This window comes from Pseudomonas sp. CFBP 13719 (genome assembly GCF_014842095.1).
Classification (GTDB): Bacteria; Pseudomonadota; Gammaproteobacteria; order Pseudomonadales; family Pseudomonadaceae; genus Aquipseudomonas.
Genome location: NZ_JACYVB010000002.1, coordinates 222469 through 236864, shown reverse-complemented (window position 1 = coordinate 236864; position 14396 = coordinate 222469). Strand labels below are relative to the sequence as shown.

General features: G+C 51.4%; 15 protein-coding genes and 1 pseudogene. 7 read left to right on the top strand and 9 right to left on the bottom strand.

Features of this window, described 5'->3' with window-relative positions; all coding sequences use genetic code 11:
• Nucleotides 1-20: 20 nt before the first annotated feature.
• Nucleotides 21-446: a membrane protein insertion efficiency factor YidD gene (gene yidD, locus IFT57_RS06405; RefSeq protein WP_192092677.1), complete on the bottom strand. Its 426-nt coding sequence runs from the start codon at nucleotides 444-446 to the stop codon at nucleotides 21-23.
• 215 nt (nucleotides 447-661) lie between these two features.
• On the opposite strand from yidD, the gene IFT57_RS06400 reads away from it, so the two are divergent.
• From IFT57_RS06400 to IFT57_RS06385, 4 genes are all read left to right on the top strand, one after another.
• On the top strand, nucleotides 662-1504 hold the full coding sequence (locus tag IFT57_RS06400; protein WP_192092679.1) for a hypothetical protein: 843 nt from the start codon (nucleotides 662-664) through the stop codon (nucleotides 1502-1504).
• Nucleotides 1505-1646: 142 nt separating this feature from the next.
• A complete protein-coding gene (locus IFT57_RS06395; protein ID WP_192092681.1) occupies nucleotides 1647-2633 on the top strand; it encodes an AAA family ATPase in 987 nt (328 codons plus the stop codon).
• A 72-nt stretch (nucleotides 2634-2705) separates the two neighbouring features.
• Nucleotides 2706-3722 (top strand): hypothetical protein, encoded by a 1017-nt coding sequence (locus tag IFT57_RS06390; RefSeq protein ID WP_192150988.1) that lies wholly within the window; start codon nucleotides 2706-2708, stop codon nucleotides 3720-3722.
• Between the two features lie 566 nt (nucleotides 3723-4288).
• Nucleotides 4289-5149, top strand: a complete 861-nt coding sequence (locus IFT57_RS06385) for a hypothetical protein (protein WP_192150987.1) — start codon at nucleotides 4289-4291, stop codon at nucleotides 5147-5149.
• A 99-nt stretch (nucleotides 5150-5248) separates the two neighbouring features.
• On the opposite strand, the gene IFT57_RS06380 is transcribed toward IFT57_RS06385, so the two are convergent.
• The 5 genes and pseudogenes from IFT57_RS06380 to recA form a co-directional block, all read right to left on the bottom strand.
• On the bottom strand, nucleotides 5249-6256 hold the full coding sequence (locus IFT57_RS06380) for a hypothetical protein (RefSeq protein ID WP_244657265.1): 1008 nt from the start codon (nucleotides 6254-6256) through the stop codon (nucleotides 5249-5251).
• Nucleotides 6253-6591 carry a hypothetical protein gene (locus tag IFT57_RS06375; RefSeq protein WP_192150986.1) on the bottom strand — a complete coding sequence of 113 codons (339 nt, stop codon included), beginning with the start codon at nucleotides 6589-6591 and terminating at the stop codon, nucleotides 6253-6255. The genes IFT57_RS06380 and IFT57_RS06375 overlap by 4 nt, the downstream gene beginning before the upstream one ends.
• A 198-nt stretch (nucleotides 6592-6789) precedes the next feature.
• Complete coding sequence (locus IFT57_RS06370) at nucleotides 6790-7158, bottom strand: EF-Tu C-terminal domain-related protein (protein ID WP_192150985.1); 369 nt, start codon at nucleotides 7156-7158, stop codon at nucleotides 6790-6792.
• A gap of 81 nt (nucleotides 7159-7239) precedes the next feature.
• Nucleotides 7240-8433 (bottom strand): elongation factor Tu, encoded by a 1194-nt coding sequence (gene tuf / locus IFT57_RS06365; protein ID WP_192092689.1) that lies wholly within the window; start codon nucleotides 8431-8433, stop codon nucleotides 7240-7242.
• 623 nt (nucleotides 8434-9056) lie between these two features.
• Nucleotides 9057-9999, bottom strand: a pseudogene (recA, locus tag IFT57_RS06360) (recombinase RecA); the annotation flags it as partial.
• Between the two features lie 193 nt (nucleotides 10000-10192).
• Between recA and IFT57_RS06355 the strand changes: the two are divergent.
• Together IFT57_RS06355 and IFT57_RS06350 are read left to right on the top strand one after the other, a co-directional pair.
• Nucleotides 10193-10984, top strand: coding sequence for a sigma factor-like helix-turn-helix DNA-binding protein (locus IFT57_RS06355; protein WP_192092691.1), 792 nt, complete (start codon nucleotides 10193-10195; stop codon nucleotides 10982-10984).
• A 57-nt stretch (nucleotides 10985-11041) separates the two neighbouring features.
• Nucleotides 11042-11224, top strand: coding sequence for a hypothetical protein (locus IFT57_RS06350; RefSeq protein ID WP_192092693.1), 183 nt, complete (start codon nucleotides 11042-11044; stop codon nucleotides 11222-11224).
• Between the two features lie 11 nt (nucleotides 11225-11235).
• Here IFT57_RS06350 and IFT57_RS06345 read toward each other — a convergent pair whose 3' ends face one another.
• Nucleotides 11236-12873, bottom strand: a complete 1638-nt coding sequence (locus IFT57_RS06345; protein ID WP_192092695.1) for a hypothetical protein — start codon at nucleotides 12871-12873, stop codon at nucleotides 11236-11238.
• A 72-nt stretch (nucleotides 12874-12945) separates the two neighbouring features.
• Between IFT57_RS06345 and IFT57_RS06340 the strand changes: the two genes are divergently transcribed.
• A complete protein-coding gene (locus tag IFT57_RS06340; RefSeq protein WP_192092697.1) occupies nucleotides 12946-13353 on the top strand; it encodes a hypothetical protein in 408 nt (135 codons plus the stop codon).
• 5 nt (nucleotides 13354-13358) lie between these two features.
• Here the strand turns inward: IFT57_RS06340 and IFT57_RS06335 are convergent, their stop codons facing one another.
• Both IFT57_RS06335 and IFT57_RS06330 read right to left on the bottom strand, forming a co-directional pair.
• A complete protein-coding gene (locus IFT57_RS06335) occupies nucleotides 13359-13676 on the bottom strand; it encodes a hypothetical protein (RefSeq protein ID WP_192150981.1) in 318 nt (105 codons plus the stop codon).
• The gene (locus tag IFT57_RS06330; RefSeq protein WP_192092701.1) at nucleotides 13669-13890 is read right to left on the bottom strand and encodes a hypothetical protein; all 222 of its coding nucleotides are present in this window, start codon (nucleotides 13888-13890) and stop codon (nucleotides 13669-13671) included. Before IFT57_RS06330 ends, IFT57_RS06335 begins: the two co-directional genes overlap by 8 nt.
• Nucleotides 13891-14396: the final 506 nt, after the last annotated feature.

The window sequence follows — 14396 nt, the reverse complement described above, 5'->3', positions numbered from 1 at the left end:
TTTCAACCCTAAGAAGCCCGTCAGCGACGAGCTTTGAACAAATAACGAAGACCCCCATCACAGCCAAGATCACAACTTGGGCTGCAATCGGGTACGCAGTCACCGTGCGGCATTTTTGGCATCCGTGGGATGCAATCTCCACATTCAAGCAAAGCCCACCCATCAGGCATGCACTTGCCATCATCGCGACTCCCACCGCAACATTTCTCCTTTTTGCGGCGTTTCTCTTCACGCTTGCGACGTTGCTCTGCGGAATCTGAGCAGTCGGCAAAGCGCTGGGAGATCAGGTTGTAGCCGCGCATCAAGCCGTGCTCCTCAAGGATCTGGAGTACAGCGCCGGAGCAGCCCGGCCCGCCATGCTCCAAAGAATGGGCGCAGCGGTAACCCTTACGAGGGGAGATGATTTTTTGATAAAAGCCAATCCCGAGGCGATAGAACCATTTCACTGAAGATGCTCCAGATAGCAAGATCGCCCCAATTTATCACAAAGTCGAGTTGTGTCAATATATTGCATAACCACCGCTCAATTGCGCGCCAAAAAGAGGCGTAGGGGGTGCGTCAGGAGCCTCCTTGGATGGTTGACACCCAGCCCAGCAAAAAAAGTTGATAAAAACAATACATTTAGTCATCATTGCGCAACTAAAAATTGGAAGCTGGCGCCATGGCAAACAGGAAATGGACAGATCTAGATCCTGAGACGGTGCTGGGCATCATTCAAATGTCCAACAAGCCTATTGGCTACAAACTTCTTATGCAAAAAACAAACTGCATTAGCAGGCCGCAACTAACCACCATAATCAATGATCTTTTGCGCAAGGGGGCTATTGCCACAACATATTCAGAGCCACCCGAATTTTATTATTTGAAACCTGACTCAATAAACTTCACCTTGAAAGCGGAGGTGTTTCTTGCCCCTGAAAACTTTATTGAAAGGGGCAGGGTGGATCCGGAAATTGTGCTTGGGTTGCTGCAAGTGGCAGGTACCTCTTTGACGATAGATGACATCATGGCCGCAGGAAAGGTCTCTCGCAGAACCATGGTGAGCACAGCAATCAAGGAGCTTTTGAAGGCCAAGCGAATAGCAAGGGTGGCCAACAGACCTGGTCATTTCCTCGCCACTGACACGGAGCCACCACGTCACGACCTTAAGGCCGAACAATTTTTAAATAGAAGTTGGCCAACTTCCGGCAACAAAACAATTTCGCCCAAAATAATTCTTGGGGTGTTTCAGCTTTCTCCCAAGCCCCTATCACTGGACGATGTGCACTTGGAAACTAAGGTTATCCGCAGCATATTGAAATCCGTACTGATTGGCATGGTTGATTCAAAGATACTGTTGAAGCTGACCGGCGAGGATGAGAGATACACAATACTCAGTGCCCGCGTAAAAGATTACAGCCAGGAAGCCTTGGCATTCATAGAAGCCAATAAAAAGCTACGAACCGAGCTTCTTGTGATGAGGCTGAGGTCACGCGCTAAATCCAAGTTGAAAATAGGTATTTGAGATTCACAGTCCCTCAAAACCGATTAGCCCACTGGCGTTGCTCATCTTGGTGGGTGAATCTGCCATGCCACGGCTGATCTAGCTGGAGCAGTTTACGGGCTGACGGTTTTGACGTATATTGACCCGATCTCCAGGAGGCCCTATGTCAGACTCACCTGCGTTACCTGATGTGAAAAAGCAGCGCAAAGCCAGCGACACCAGCATCATCAGTCTGCTGCCCAAGCTCATTGAGCGGATGCGCTGGAGTGACAAGGATCAATTGCGCGAGGTGCTGACCGAACTGTCCAGCAAGACCGAGCTTGCCTACCCTGCCATTCACAAGCGGATCGAAAAAGAACTTCGATACGTGATGACGCCGACTGAGCTGAAAACGCTACCCAAGAACCTCGTTGAGCTCTGCACGCCAATGCTGACACTTGATGATGTTGTGCTTGAAGATGCCTTGTTGGCTGATGTCAAAGCGATCATCGAGGAGCACGACAGGCATGACGAGCTGGCGGAGTTCGATCTCTACCCTCGGCACAAGGTGCTCTTGCATGGCGCACCCGGCAATGGCAAAACCATGCTCGCAGAAGCCCTGGCGTCGTCCCTGAACATCCCGTTTGTGAAGGCCAAGTACAGTGGACTGGTCGACAGTCATCTTGGTATGACTGGGCGCAACATCGACACTTTGATGCAGTACGCTGCTTCAGCGCCCTGCCTGCTTTTTCTGGACGAGTTTGACTGTGTTGCAATTGACCGATCTGCAACCGGGGATGTCACCGAAATGCGCAGGGTTACCAATCAGCTTCTGCTGTCCCTGGACAAGCTGCCGCCCCATTGTGTGTTTGTTGCAGCCACCAACAGTGAAACGCTGATCGACAAAGCGGTCATGCGCCGGTTCGACTTTGCGTTGGCCATCAATGCACCAGGTGAGGCGCTGATTGAACGCTTGGCTCGCAAGGAGCTCGATCCTGTGAGAACTCCAGGATCCGACATTTCAGGTCTTGCCGATCGGATCGCAAAAATAGCCCTCAAGAATATGAACGAGGTCGTCTTTCTGTGCCGGCGCATCCGCCGCGACCTGGTGCTCAACAAGGGTCAGGGCATTGAAGGGATTCTTGGCCTGGCCAAAGCCGCACAGGAATAATCAATACATCAGTAACTACCAGTCCATGGCTAAGCCATGCACCAACACTCACCACTCTGCGGAGAATGGATCATGCGCGTTATCATCACTGAAAAACCATCTGTCAACGATATGCTTGCCAGAGTGGTTGGAGACGTCTACCCCGATGAAGAGATTTACTTTATCGAGGCGCAACCCTTTTGGTTGAACAACTTCAGGTTTCCCAAGGGCCTTTCGCTTAGCGAATACCCTTTCTTTGGCCATCCGGTCTACAAACGTGATCAGCCATGGGGAACCCTCGCCCGGCGCCTGTCGAGACTTGATAAGGGGCTCTGCGTGCGCATCACTACCATTGATCTTGATGGCGCAAGAGAGGTCATGCTCGAAGCTGACGAGGTTATCTGCGCCTGTGATTGGGATCACACCGGGATGTGGGGTTTTGACCTTTTCATTGAGCAAACCCTGGGCGGTGAAAGAGCCCCCAGCTACCCCGTCCTAGCGCTTAAGGGTGGCCTTGATCCTCAAAGTATCAATCGCGCCTTTCGGTCAATGATCACCACCGATCATGAGAGCTACCGGGGTTTGCTAAGCGCCGGAAAAGCCAAGCGGCTATTCGAGTACAGCTATGCTGTTAACAGCCTGGCCATCCTGGGTAACCTGTATCGCAAGCTAGCGGTCACTCAAGAGCCTGTGTTTGTCAGCAAATATGCACTTCAGGCATTGATCTGGCTAGACAAGAGCCCACCAATGCCGGTGTGGAAGCTGCATGATAAAATGGGAAAGGACTGGGCCGGTACCGGGAAATACGCTAAAGGCAAAATGGGGCATCTTTACGGGATGGGCTCTGCGGCCTCGCGCCAGAGTATTCTTCAGGATCTGGTGACTATCGGGCTTCTAAGCGAATCTGAAAAGGGAGTGGTTTCTATCACAGAGCTTGGCCGCGCCTATGTCAGGGCTTTACACCCAGACTGTAGTGATGCAGACCTACCTTTTCGGTTGGACGCCTGGATGACTCAAGGGATTGAAGTTTCCGAGCCTGCGATCAAACGCTACTTGAATACTTTCTTCGGAAAGCAGGCGCGCCATCAATCATCCAGCACAGCAAAATAATCAGCTTCAGAAATGTGTCTTCCATCTTTAAGAAATTGATGATTTGAAGTCAAGCAATGCCATAAACTTTGTCAAGAATCTAGGCGTCGGCTTGTCAAAACGCAAGCCTTAAAATACCAAACTGACTCGAACGCATTGGCTGGAGGATAGTTTTTATAAACCTTATGGGGGCGGCGGCAAGCTTTCTGCGCAAATAAAATCATCATGAAATAATGCTAGGCTTGGATAATAAATTGTGCATCACCACTGTGGCTCTTGAAAAACGATAAAAAAAAGACCATAATCGATAAAGATTAAGGTAATAATCTGAAAGCTTATGCTTTAGCAAATAACTTTAAACAGACCATAGGGGGATTAAGGATGAAATTCAAATCTCTAGGGGGTGCAGATTTGTCAATATCAGAATCTGACATCATTGAAATGGTAGAAGGCCTTGACATTGATGGCAGCCCTACGCTTACAGCCTCCAAAAGAAGATCCATAGGTTGTTTCACGGAAGCAATCCATGTAGTTATGTGCATTGTTGCATCAAAGCCCAATTTTTAAGGGGGGATGAAACATGGATTTTGTCTTATTTACACGAAATAAAAAACAAGTTCGCTCACCTTGATCAATTTAAATTCCCTTCGATTCACCCAGAGAATATTTACGGAATCTTTCTGTCTGAAAAGGATCAGGACTCAAGCTTTACTCACGAGTCTGCCATTAAAAAGACACGTATTTATTACGTAATTGACTTAATTGATGCGCTGCTCTACGGCGGCACAATTGGCGACTTTATTGTGAGAAGAAAGAAGCCAAAGTTTCATCTTTCATTCAAAATAAAGCCTTTGATTGAAGTGGGTGAGGTTTATGGTTTTGGAAGGAAGATTGCCTCAATAACATATTCTTCGAGACTTAAAAGTTACGAATCCAATACTTGCTTTTCCGAATACATGGTAGCTTTTAAGGATGATTCTCTCGATATTTACAGTCAGTTAGAGAAATTTAAGCATTTCGGGCTCTACGCTGGTGAGATAGTTACCTTTTACAAAAACACAAATTATAGTATGAATTCCAAATTTTACCCTTTGCTCGCCCTGTCAAAATTACACCATAAAGACATTTCTTGCAGACTTTTCTCATATCCTTTTCTTCTTGTACAAATCAACACTAGTGATTATGAAAACAATAACTTTGGGTATAGGATATATGTTCCTCTAGCTAATATTGCTGGAGGCGCTACAAAAAGCTTTGATTCGGATAAGCAAGTTATTGAGCACGTTGTTTCCTTTAATAAAAATGATCATGCTGAAAAGTCGTTAATAAATCTTGTCAAAATTGAACAAGCCAATCGTGATCTCCTTTACAAAAAAATGGCTCCAGCCTTGGATGCAACAAGCAAATTTCTTCATGACATGATTCGAGGATGGGACAAAAATCTGTAGGCATTTACTCATAATGGCAAGCACTTAAGTGCTTTTGTAGTTTAATTTTTTCGGCATTTTACTTGTATTCATACCTGGCGAAAAATCGCCAGGAATTCTTTAGCGCGAGAGCTCAGAAGACTGCTTGTCATTCTTCTTGGAGGCATCTTGGGAGAACGTGGCAAAATTCTTGTTGCTGGAGGGTAGGGCGCTACCACCTTGCGCAGCTGAAAGCTGAAATTTGCTGGTTACCGATTCGAAATCCTTGTCACCGGAAAGGCTGTCGGCATCAGCAAGCATCTGCTTGGTTTGAGCGTCGCGGGTTTGAGCAATCTGCTCCTTTTCGGCGGAGAACTGGGTAAACCAAGGCTCTGTTGCGCCACCTTCTTTAGCGATCTTGGCTTCGAGGTCAAAGCGAATCTGCTCATCCAGCGTCAGATCACCATTGGTCATTTCAGCCTTCACAGCTGCCTGATACATGGTTTTCTGGTCGTAAGCCTTACGATCTTCAGGCCAGTTCTGACGGGCAGCACGATCTTCAAGGCGCATCTGCTGCGTGAAGTCCTCCTTGACCATGGCCATGCGGTCACCCACTTCTTCCATTTTGAGCTTGACGTTTTTTTCCTGCTCTTCCTGGATAAAAATGTAGGTGTTACGCGCCTGATTACCGACCATCAATACGCCAAACACAGGCGCCGCCACCGCAACGCCGACTACAGTGCCTACAATCTCGGCTGCATGCTTACCTTGTGAGGAAGATTTTGAGCCTGCGCCGGCAGCGGAGCCGACTGCAGCCTGACCTACCAGACTGATCACGCTTGCCTGCGGGGATAGTGCGATTTGACCCAGCGTGGCGGCAACCTTGCCAGTACGCATCAGTTTGCTGTCACCATCCTCTATGCCCACGACACTGTAGGCGGTGGTGGAAGCTGCTTCATTAGCTGTTTCCTTTTTGATGCGCTCGCCAGCATGAGCCTCTAAGCTAACGCCTCCCATGGCGACTGTAAGGGCGGCAGCAAGCGCAACCCCGCAGGCTTTGCCAATTGGGCCCCTGGTAGGCACTGCAGCTTCCCGTACACCCAGACCCTGGAGCAGCTTGGACATCCAGGGTTTTTTGATTTCACTCATTGAAGTGGCTCCCGCCCTTTGTGGGAGGCTGGGTCTTCAAAGTGTACGACCATAACCTCGCGTTGGTTTTTGGGGTCAATCACGACCAGAGGCAGCTTGGCGCCGACAGCGTCAAGGCAAGCCTGCTCAATTTCCTTTAGAACGACGACACCGTCAGGCCCGCTAATATGAAGGTCATCGCCCTCAAGCACATAGTGCTCAGAGGTGATAATGGATTCGCCACCGACGGAGACAGAGTCTACGCTCAGCACCAGGCACACCGGCACGTTCTGATCGTTCAGACCAAGGGCCAACGCGTAGCTATCTGAAGCGTTCGTGTAAAATTGGAGTGTCATGAGAAATACCTGTTGGCTCAACTACATTATTCGAAGTGCCAACATTCCAAGTCAAAGAATTTCAGCGATATGGTGCAATTTAAACACGCCTTTGCCATTAATTGAAAGCAAGCACCTTAATCCAGCGCTAACGTGTCAATCTCGGCGCTTCAAGCCACCCTTTGCCTCAAGGAGAGTGGCCCGCAAAACACGGTGCGTTTACGCCTGGATCTTCGCAACAGCCCCAAATCCTACCGTGCGGCCACCCTCCCGAACAGCAAATCGAAGCCCAGGCTCCATAGCAATTGGGGCGACGAGGGTGATGATCATGGTAGCGTGATCGCCAGGCAAGAGCATGTCGACACCTGGCTCCAATTCGAAAACGCCGCTTACGTCAGCAGAGCGGAAATAAACCTGGGCCTTCCATCCATTGAACACGGGAGACAATCGACCGCCTTCAGCGTGAGAAACCAGATAGAACTGAGCCTCAAATCTTGTGTGTGCTGTTATCGCGCCTGGCTGTGAGAGAATCTGGCCACGATCGACTTCATGACGCTTGATACCGCCAAGCATCAGTGCAATTTGCATACATCCACCTTCTTCGTTTGAGCTGGAAATCAGAATGAAAAAAAGCCGGCGATGCCGGCTTTCTTAATTGCGCTGGGTTGATCAGGTGAGGATCTTGGCCACGACGCCGGCACCAACGGTGCGACCACCTTCACGGATGGCGAAGCGCAGGCCTTCTTCCATAGCGACCGGAGCGATCAGGCTGATGCTCATTTTGACGTTGTCGCCAGGCATCACCATCTCAACGCCTTCAGGCATTTCGCAGTTACCCGTTACGTCGGTGGTGCGGAAGAAGAACTGTGGACGGTAGCCCTTGAAGAACGGGGTATGACGACCACCTTCTTCTTTGGACAGCACGTACACTTCAGCTTCGAACTGGGTGTGTGGCTTGATGCTGCCCGGCTTGGCCAGCACCTGACCACGCTCGACATCATCACGCTTGGTGCCACGCAGCAGCGCACCCACGTTCTCGCCGGCACGACCTTCGTCGAGCAACTTGCGGAACATTTCGACGCCGGTACAGGTAGTCTTGGTGGTCGGGCGCAGGCCGATGATCTCGATTTCTTCGCCGACCTTGACGATGCCGCGCTCGATTCGACCAGTGACTACGGTGCCACGACCGGAAATGGTGTAGACGCCTTCGATCGGCATCAGGAACGGTTTGTCGATTTCGCGCACGGGGTCATGGATGTAGGTATCCAGGGTCTCCACGAGCTTGCGTACAGCCGAGGTGCCCATGCCACCTTCATCACGACCTTCCAGCGCCATCAGCGCAGAACCGATGATGATTGGCGTATCTTCGCCAGGGAAGTCGTATGCGCTCAGCAGATCACGCACTTCCATTTCGACCAGCTCCAGAAGCTCAGCGTCGTCGACGATGTCGGCCTTGTTCAGGAACACAACAATCTGTGGCACGCCGACCTGGCGCGACAGCAGAATGTGCTCGCGGGTTTGAGGCATCGGGCCGTCGGCAGCAGAGCAGACCAGGATGGCGCCATCCATCTGAGCGGCACCAGTGATCATGTTCTTGATGAAGTCAGCATGACCTGGGCAGTCAACGTGAGCATAGTGGCGAATGGCCGAATCGTACTCGACGTGGGCGGCGTTGATGGTGATGCCACGCTGCTTTTCTTCAGGCGAAGAATCGATCTTGTCGAAGTCGACCTTGGCTGATCCGAACACCTCAGAGCACACGCGAGTGAGTGCTGCTGTCAGTGTGGTTTTGCCATGGTCAACGTGACCGATGGTGCCGACGTTGACATGAGGCTTATTACGTTCGAATTTTTCCTTGGCCATGAGCCAATGCTCCTAAAATAGAAAAACAGCCATGATTGGCTGAGAACCAATAATACCAATATTAGCGAATACGTCAATATCGATATAACTGATTGAAAAATATTTGTGAGAAAAGAAAAGGCACCTCTAGGGCGCCTTTTTTATGAGGACAGCTTGTTACTCCAGGTCTTGGCGAAGGAGTGCGCGAAGGTTGGCATCTGCCTCGATCTTTGCTTCTGCCTCGGCCAGCGTTTGACCCAGAAGGATAGTGCCGTAGCGGAAAAAGCCGTTGTCGACTTCGATGACACCCAGATCGACTGCCAGGCCCACAAGGCTTCCTTCAGGGTTGGTGTCTTCTGGCTCACCTGAGCTTGAAACTACCCGTGCTTCGGCTTGCACTGGAGGCGTTACGATGATGGCCGATTTCTGTACCGTCGCTTTGGTCTGCGTTGCTTCAACAGCTTCAGCTTTCTCAGCGGGCTTGGCTACAGGCTTTGGCGCAGGCGTCTGGGCCGCAGGCTTGAGTGCAGGAGCTGTGGGAACAGGCTTTTTGGGCACTGCCGCGATATCGGCGACCTTGGGGGCTTCAACAATGCGATTTGGCAGATGCTTGTTGCGGATCTTGGTTTCGATTTCGTCGGCAACCGATGGGTTATCCAAGAGGTACTTGGCGGTGTTGGCTTTACCCTGACCGATCTTCGCGCCATTATAGGAATACCAGGCACCGCTTTTCTCGATCAGGTTGTCAGCAACGCCCAGGTCAACCAACTCGCCGTGCTTACCAATTCCGTTGCCATACAGGATCTGGAATTCCGCTTGGCGGAAAGGAGGGGCTACCTTGTTTTTGACAACTTTGACACGGGTCTCGCTGCCAATGATGTTGTCGCCGTCTTTGACCGCACCCGTACGACGGATATCCAGGCGAACCGATGCGTAGAACTTCAGCGCATTGCCACCTGTGGTGGTTTCAGGGCTGCCGAACATTACGCCGATCTTCATCCGGATCTGGTTGATGAAGATCACCAGGCAGTTTGCGTTCTTGATGTTACCGGTGATTTTGCGCAAAGCCTGGGACATCAGGCGGGCCTGCAGACCTACGTGCATATCGCCCATCTCACCCTCGATCTCGGCCTTGGGCACCAGAGCTGCCACCGAGTCGATTACCAGAACATCGATCGAGTTCGACCGCACCAGCATGTCGGTGATCTCCAGAGCTTGCTCGCCCGTATCGGGTTGAGCGACCAGAAGATCATCAACATTCACGCCAAGCTTGCCGGCGTATTCTGGATCCAGGGCATGCTCTGCGTCGATGAAAGCGCACGTGGCACCGGCCTTTTGAGCTTGGGCGATGACGGAGAGCGTCAACGTGGTCTTGCCCGATGATTCAGGGCCATAGATCTCAACGATCCGGCCTTTGGGAAGACCGCCGATGCCCAGGGCAATATCCAGGTTCAGAGAGCCGGTGGAGATTGCGGGAATTGCCTGGCGTTCGTGGTCGCCCATGCGCATCACGGCGCCTTTACCAAACTGCTTTTCGATCTGGCTCAGCGCTGTGGCCAGCGCCGCTTTCTTTTGGTCTGTAGACATGTAGGCTCCGAGCGCCGTGGTTAGCAAAATAGCTAGAATAAATCCTCATCCCATTGTGCCAATAACCAATAAACACGGGAAGAGGCGTTCGTCAGGAGCCGATTGTACACTGAGTTTACTTTTGTGTGAACTGTCTTGACTGTCTGTCAATTGTAGGTATATTCGATTCATTGAAAAACAAGGATTTACAGCCATGATCCAGTCATTCACCCCTGCCAGCTTCTTCGCTGCTCTGAACAAGATTCAGATTCCAGCGATCAACGAGATGAACGAGAACGTCCGGATCTTCAAGACGACCGGATGCCGCAAGGCGCACGATGCCTGTGTAACGGCAATGCTCCCTATGGTCTACAACCTTGCGGTCGGACGTCGGGGCATTGCTGAAGTGGATGACATGTTCCAGCAGGGCGCCCTGGCGGTCATGGATGCGTTGCGCATGTTCGATTTCAAAGACGGACTGAACATTCTCTCTTGGACAAAGCTTTACGTTTCAAGAGCCATCAACAGCCACTGCGTCTTTGGTACCAAACTCATCCGAGTCCCTGAGACCAAGACCATCCGCTTGTGCTACCGACGCATGGGCCTGTACCTCAAGGAAGGGCCTATTACAGAAACGCGCAGCCTTGCCCTTGCAAAGGAACTGGGCGTCTCCCTGGAAGATTTCAAGATCGCTCGTGATCTTTACTCCAGCTCCTTTGAGCCGATGGTTTCCTCATCTGACGAGCCCTGGCAGGGTCATGAGATCACCACGGGGGAAACCCTTGAGGATGCCATCATCGTCGAGGATGAGGCGATTCATGTCACCAAAGTCGTCGGCAGGCTGATGTCTGTGCTCAACCCCAAGGAATCAGAGGTCATTCGCCTTCGCTGTCTGCAAGAAGAACCCGTTCAGCTCAGGCTGGTCGGTGAGCAGCTTGGCTTCTCTACCGAGCGGGCGCGCCAGGTCGAGAACCTTGCCAAAGACAAGATGCGCAAGGCAGCCTGATCAAGACTCACTCATTTCGAATTGCTGGCTGATTCAGCCGCACCTAAGGAAAACATCATGATTGGTTGCTGCGGCGCAGAATCCTCCAAGTTCAAAGACAAAGATGGCAACATCGACCAGGAGCGTCTTAACGAAATTGCTGCGAAGAAAGAATCGCAGGGCTGGGCTCCCGAAAGTGCCCTGCGGCTACAAAAATGCAGCTGCCCCTGCCACCAGGATGGCATGCACGTAATGTGCTGACAGCAAGCCTTCTAGAGCCCCAGGTCAGCTGAAAACAAACTGTCCCTTACAACGCCGGGGCAGGGGATGCCAAACTTTCGAAGCATCTGCCCATCGATCCTGAAGATATCCACCAGCATCGCCGCTGTCGCTTTGGCATAGGGGCCTTGCAGGGCATCCGAAGCCATTGCTACCCGCAGAAGATCTGCTTTGCCCTCGAACGATCGCACGAATAGCGCAAGATCGCCGTAAAGCCTTGGCGTTGGCACTGCTCGTTGCTCGCTGACAACAGTATCCAGGCGGGTCGAGAACATCTTTTCGATTGCCTTCTCGCTATAGGGGCTAGGCAAGATCGAGGCATAGAACACAATCCTGTTGATTGCGTCGGGGGACTGATAGGGATTGAGCACCAGATCATCCATCAGCGGGGACTGCAAGGCAATGTTAACTTCGTGCGCCTGGCTGATGTCGGTGATGACCTCCCCAAAGTCATCTTCATCGAGCAACAGGGTGACCGCTTCGCCCCCCATGAGATGGCTGCTCATTGCAGATGCCAATGGAATCTCGCCCACAATTCGCTCAAGACCCTTCCAATGCTCAGTGGCATAGCTGCTTTCATAGCTCCAGTGAGCGCCTACAGGGCCTTGTATGAAAGCAGGCAAGGGCTTGTTCCTAAACATGCCTCGCAAAGCGTCTACGGGCGGAAGGAGGTCATCCAGGGTGCAGTCTGCGGCTTTCAGGGCATCAGGGCTAACGGAAAGCGCGTTAATCCAAATGTGTCTTGCAAGAACTGGCCGATCCACTGCCTCGTAACCTTGTTGCTCCAGAATCAGATCGATGATGGGCTGATACTTTTTCCAGAGTTCTTCAACTGCAACGCCATGGAAAATCCAGGTCATTACGTTGTCGTAGACCAAGCGGATCAGTAGTTTGTCGATCATAAGGCGAGGGCGATCATGATCCTCGTCGTATTCAAGCATTTGCACAAGATTGCTCAACGCTTCACGGTAGGCCGATTCCCATTGCTCTTGGGATGCAAAATTGACTCTTGCTGAGGTTGGATCTGCCGGCTTTTCGAGTGACCAATCCGCAAAATCACTCAACAGCGCAAGATTGATGGGCTTGGCGGTTGAACGTCTCAGGGGGTGGTACTGAAATTGGATGGGCGCCTGCTCGCGGGGGATTGCGCTGACCTCAGGATGGATAAATTCGAGCAGGGCCATCATGTAGGGGTAGATGTCAACGCCAGCATTGAAATGCAGCCGAACCGCGAGGCTTGCAAGCCCCAGATCCTCGGCATCTTTAGCCAAAGCGCCTTTCATGACGATATGGTTATCCATCTTGGGACTGACCCTGCCAAAGCCAGTAGCACTCCCTGGCTCATCAGGAGCATCAACAAGTCTGCGAAGCAGCATGGGCGCTTCCAGAAGGCATGCGGTGACGAAATCCAGAGCCTTCTCGCCAAAGAGGGCCCTGTTCAGGTCGTTACCCATGATGTCGGGCGCATCCAGCCCCAGCTCGTAGATGCAATGAGCCAAATCATCGGCGTCCAGGTTATTCGTTCTGCCAAAGGAAGCCTCACCCAGCACACGAAGCATTTTATCGATGAGCACAAGCCTATCGGGGTGAAATGCTTTTCGTGGGGTTTGGGTGAAGATCCATTTGGCCATTTTGATTGTCTCCGTCAGTCGACAATAGAAGGAATTCGGTTTAGCATTATATTGCATTTACTGAGGCCCGTCATGCCGAACCGAGTACGAGTATACCGAAATATCAATAATGGGTTGCTCTCGATCCAGGCGATCGACAGCGGACTCATCCTTGCGCATTGCCAAGCGCTGCAACTGCAGGACGCGGTGTTCAAGGTCAATGAGCAGGGGAGGCTGCGGGTGGTTCAAAGCCGCAGAAAAGCGGTGCACGCCCATGTAGAAGGCTGGCTTGAAAGGGTAGAGGGCCTCATTGCCTACAAAGGCAGAGCCGTGCCCGAGATGCTGACAGCGCCAGATTCAGATATGGACGGACTTAGCCGAACTGTGCGCTACAACCCCTACAAGTGGGCTACCTTCGTCGATAATCACCTGCAGCCAGTCACTCAGGCTAGGAAGATCATCATTCAGGCAAGCGGTACCATGCTCGCCACCCAAGCCTGATAGGTTCAAAGTGATGGACTTGAGATCTCAAGCTCCTGCTTGTAGCTGATTACCCCGTCAACCATTTGCAATCGAGCTGCCCAAAACTTGGCCATGCCAGCAAATCTTGCCGAACCATCCCCGGTTTTGAAGTTAACCAGGCACCCCTCGTACTTCAACAGACCGATGGCCAGCAGCGGATCGCCATTGGCAGCCTCCAGCTTTTTTTTGATCGACATAATGCCTTCTCCGCTAAATGCACGAATAGCATGCACATTCTCGCGGGTGACCCCAAAATAGCTCGGCTCATGGGGTTGTCGCTGGCTATCGTCCAACTCACTCATGGGTGGGATCAACTCCTACCTGGGCTTCAACGAGGTTGAGCTGGGCTTCTTCCGCCTCTTCCTCCTTTGTGGCAGCCTGGATCTCATCTGCAGTCAGCTCAGGCGCTGTAATGAGAATAGGGGCAAGCTCAATGAGTGCGGCTTCTTGATCTGCATGCGCGCAGACGCTGACCAGCATGAACGAGGCAACAATCACTTGAATTAGGGTTCTCATCAGGTATGCTCACGGTTGTATTTGTTCTGGATCAATTATCTCATTAATAGTCGATATGGAAAATCCCTAGGTAGCCTGTAAATACCCTATTTCAGGGTTTTCGAGGTGCTATTTCGACGATCAGAAAGTTCCAAGCACTATCGAGTTTCATTAACCCTTTCTGGATGAGAGGCATTCTCGGGAAGACGCTTGCGGCTGTGGTCGATGAGACCGGCAAGATCGAGCTCAAGGCTGAGATACTAACGTTTCAGGAAAAAGGCCAGTCAGTCCCTCCTGGCACACGGGCACAACCACGCTACCGTGCGGCATGTGCAGTTGGATCAGGATCTAGTTGCTTACAAGCTCAATCGGGCCAGGGGAGACTTTCTTTGCACCTGCGCCTCAGGCAATAATGGTAACCAATGGTCTGGCGTAATTGTCAGCGCTTTAGCCGATGGCCATTGTGGATCATACGCTCCAAAAGTCCGCTGCAAAGCTTGCTTCAAGCTCGCAAAAAGATTCCAGAC

What these genes read in the sequence shown, in the direction of transcription:
- IFT57_RS06400 (WP_192092679.1), top strand. Translation starts at nt 662, where the DNA reads ATGGCAAACAGGAAATGGACAGATCTAGATCCTGAGACGGTGCTGGGC.
- IFT57_RS06395 (WP_192092681.1), top strand. Translation starts at nt 1,647, where the DNA reads ATGTCAGACTCACCTGCGTTACCTGATGTGAAAAAGCAGCGCAAAGCC.
- IFT57_RS06390 (WP_192150988.1), top strand. Translation starts at nt 2,706, where the DNA reads ATGCGCGTTATCATCACTGAAAAACCATCTGTCAACGATATGCTTGCC.
- IFT57_RS06380 (WP_244657265.1), bottom strand. Translation starts at nt 6,256, where the DNA reads ATGAGTGAAATCAAAAAACCCTGGATGTCCAAGCTGCTCCAGGGTCTG.
- IFT57_RS06375 (WP_192150986.1), bottom strand. Translation starts at nt 6,591, where the DNA reads ATGACACTCCAATTTTACACGAACGCTTCAGATAGCTACGCGTTGGCC.
- IFT57_RS06370 (WP_192150985.1), bottom strand. Translation starts at nt 7,158, where the DNA reads ATGCAAATTGCACTGATGCTTGGCGGTATCAAGCGTCATGAAGTCGAT.
- tuf (WP_192092689.1), bottom strand. Translation starts at nt 8,433, where the DNA reads ATGGCCAAGGAAAAATTCGAACGTAATAAGCCTCATGTCAACGTCGGC.
- IFT57_RS06355 (WP_192092691.1), top strand. Translation starts at nt 10,193, where the DNA reads ATGATCCAGTCATTCACCCCTGCCAGCTTCTTCGCTGCTCTGAACAAG.
- IFT57_RS06350 (WP_192092693.1), top strand. Translation starts at nt 11,042, where the DNA reads ATGATTGGTTGCTGCGGCGCAGAATCCTCCAAGTTCAAAGACAAAGAT.
- IFT57_RS06345 (WP_192092695.1), bottom strand. Translation starts at nt 12,873, where the DNA reads ATGGCCAAATGGATCTTCACCCAAACCCCACGAAAAGCATTTCACCCC.
- IFT57_RS06340 (WP_192092697.1), top strand. Translation starts at nt 12,946, where the DNA reads ATGCCGAACCGAGTACGAGTATACCGAAATATCAATAATGGGTTGCTC.
- IFT57_RS06335 (WP_192150981.1), bottom strand. Translation starts at nt 13,676, where the DNA reads ATGAGTGAGTTGGACGATAGCCAGCGACAACCCCATGAGCCGAGCTAT.
- IFT57_RS06330 (WP_192092701.1), bottom strand. Translation starts at nt 13,890, where the DNA reads ATGAGAACCCTAATTCAAGTGATTGTTGCCTCGTTCATGCTGGTCAGC.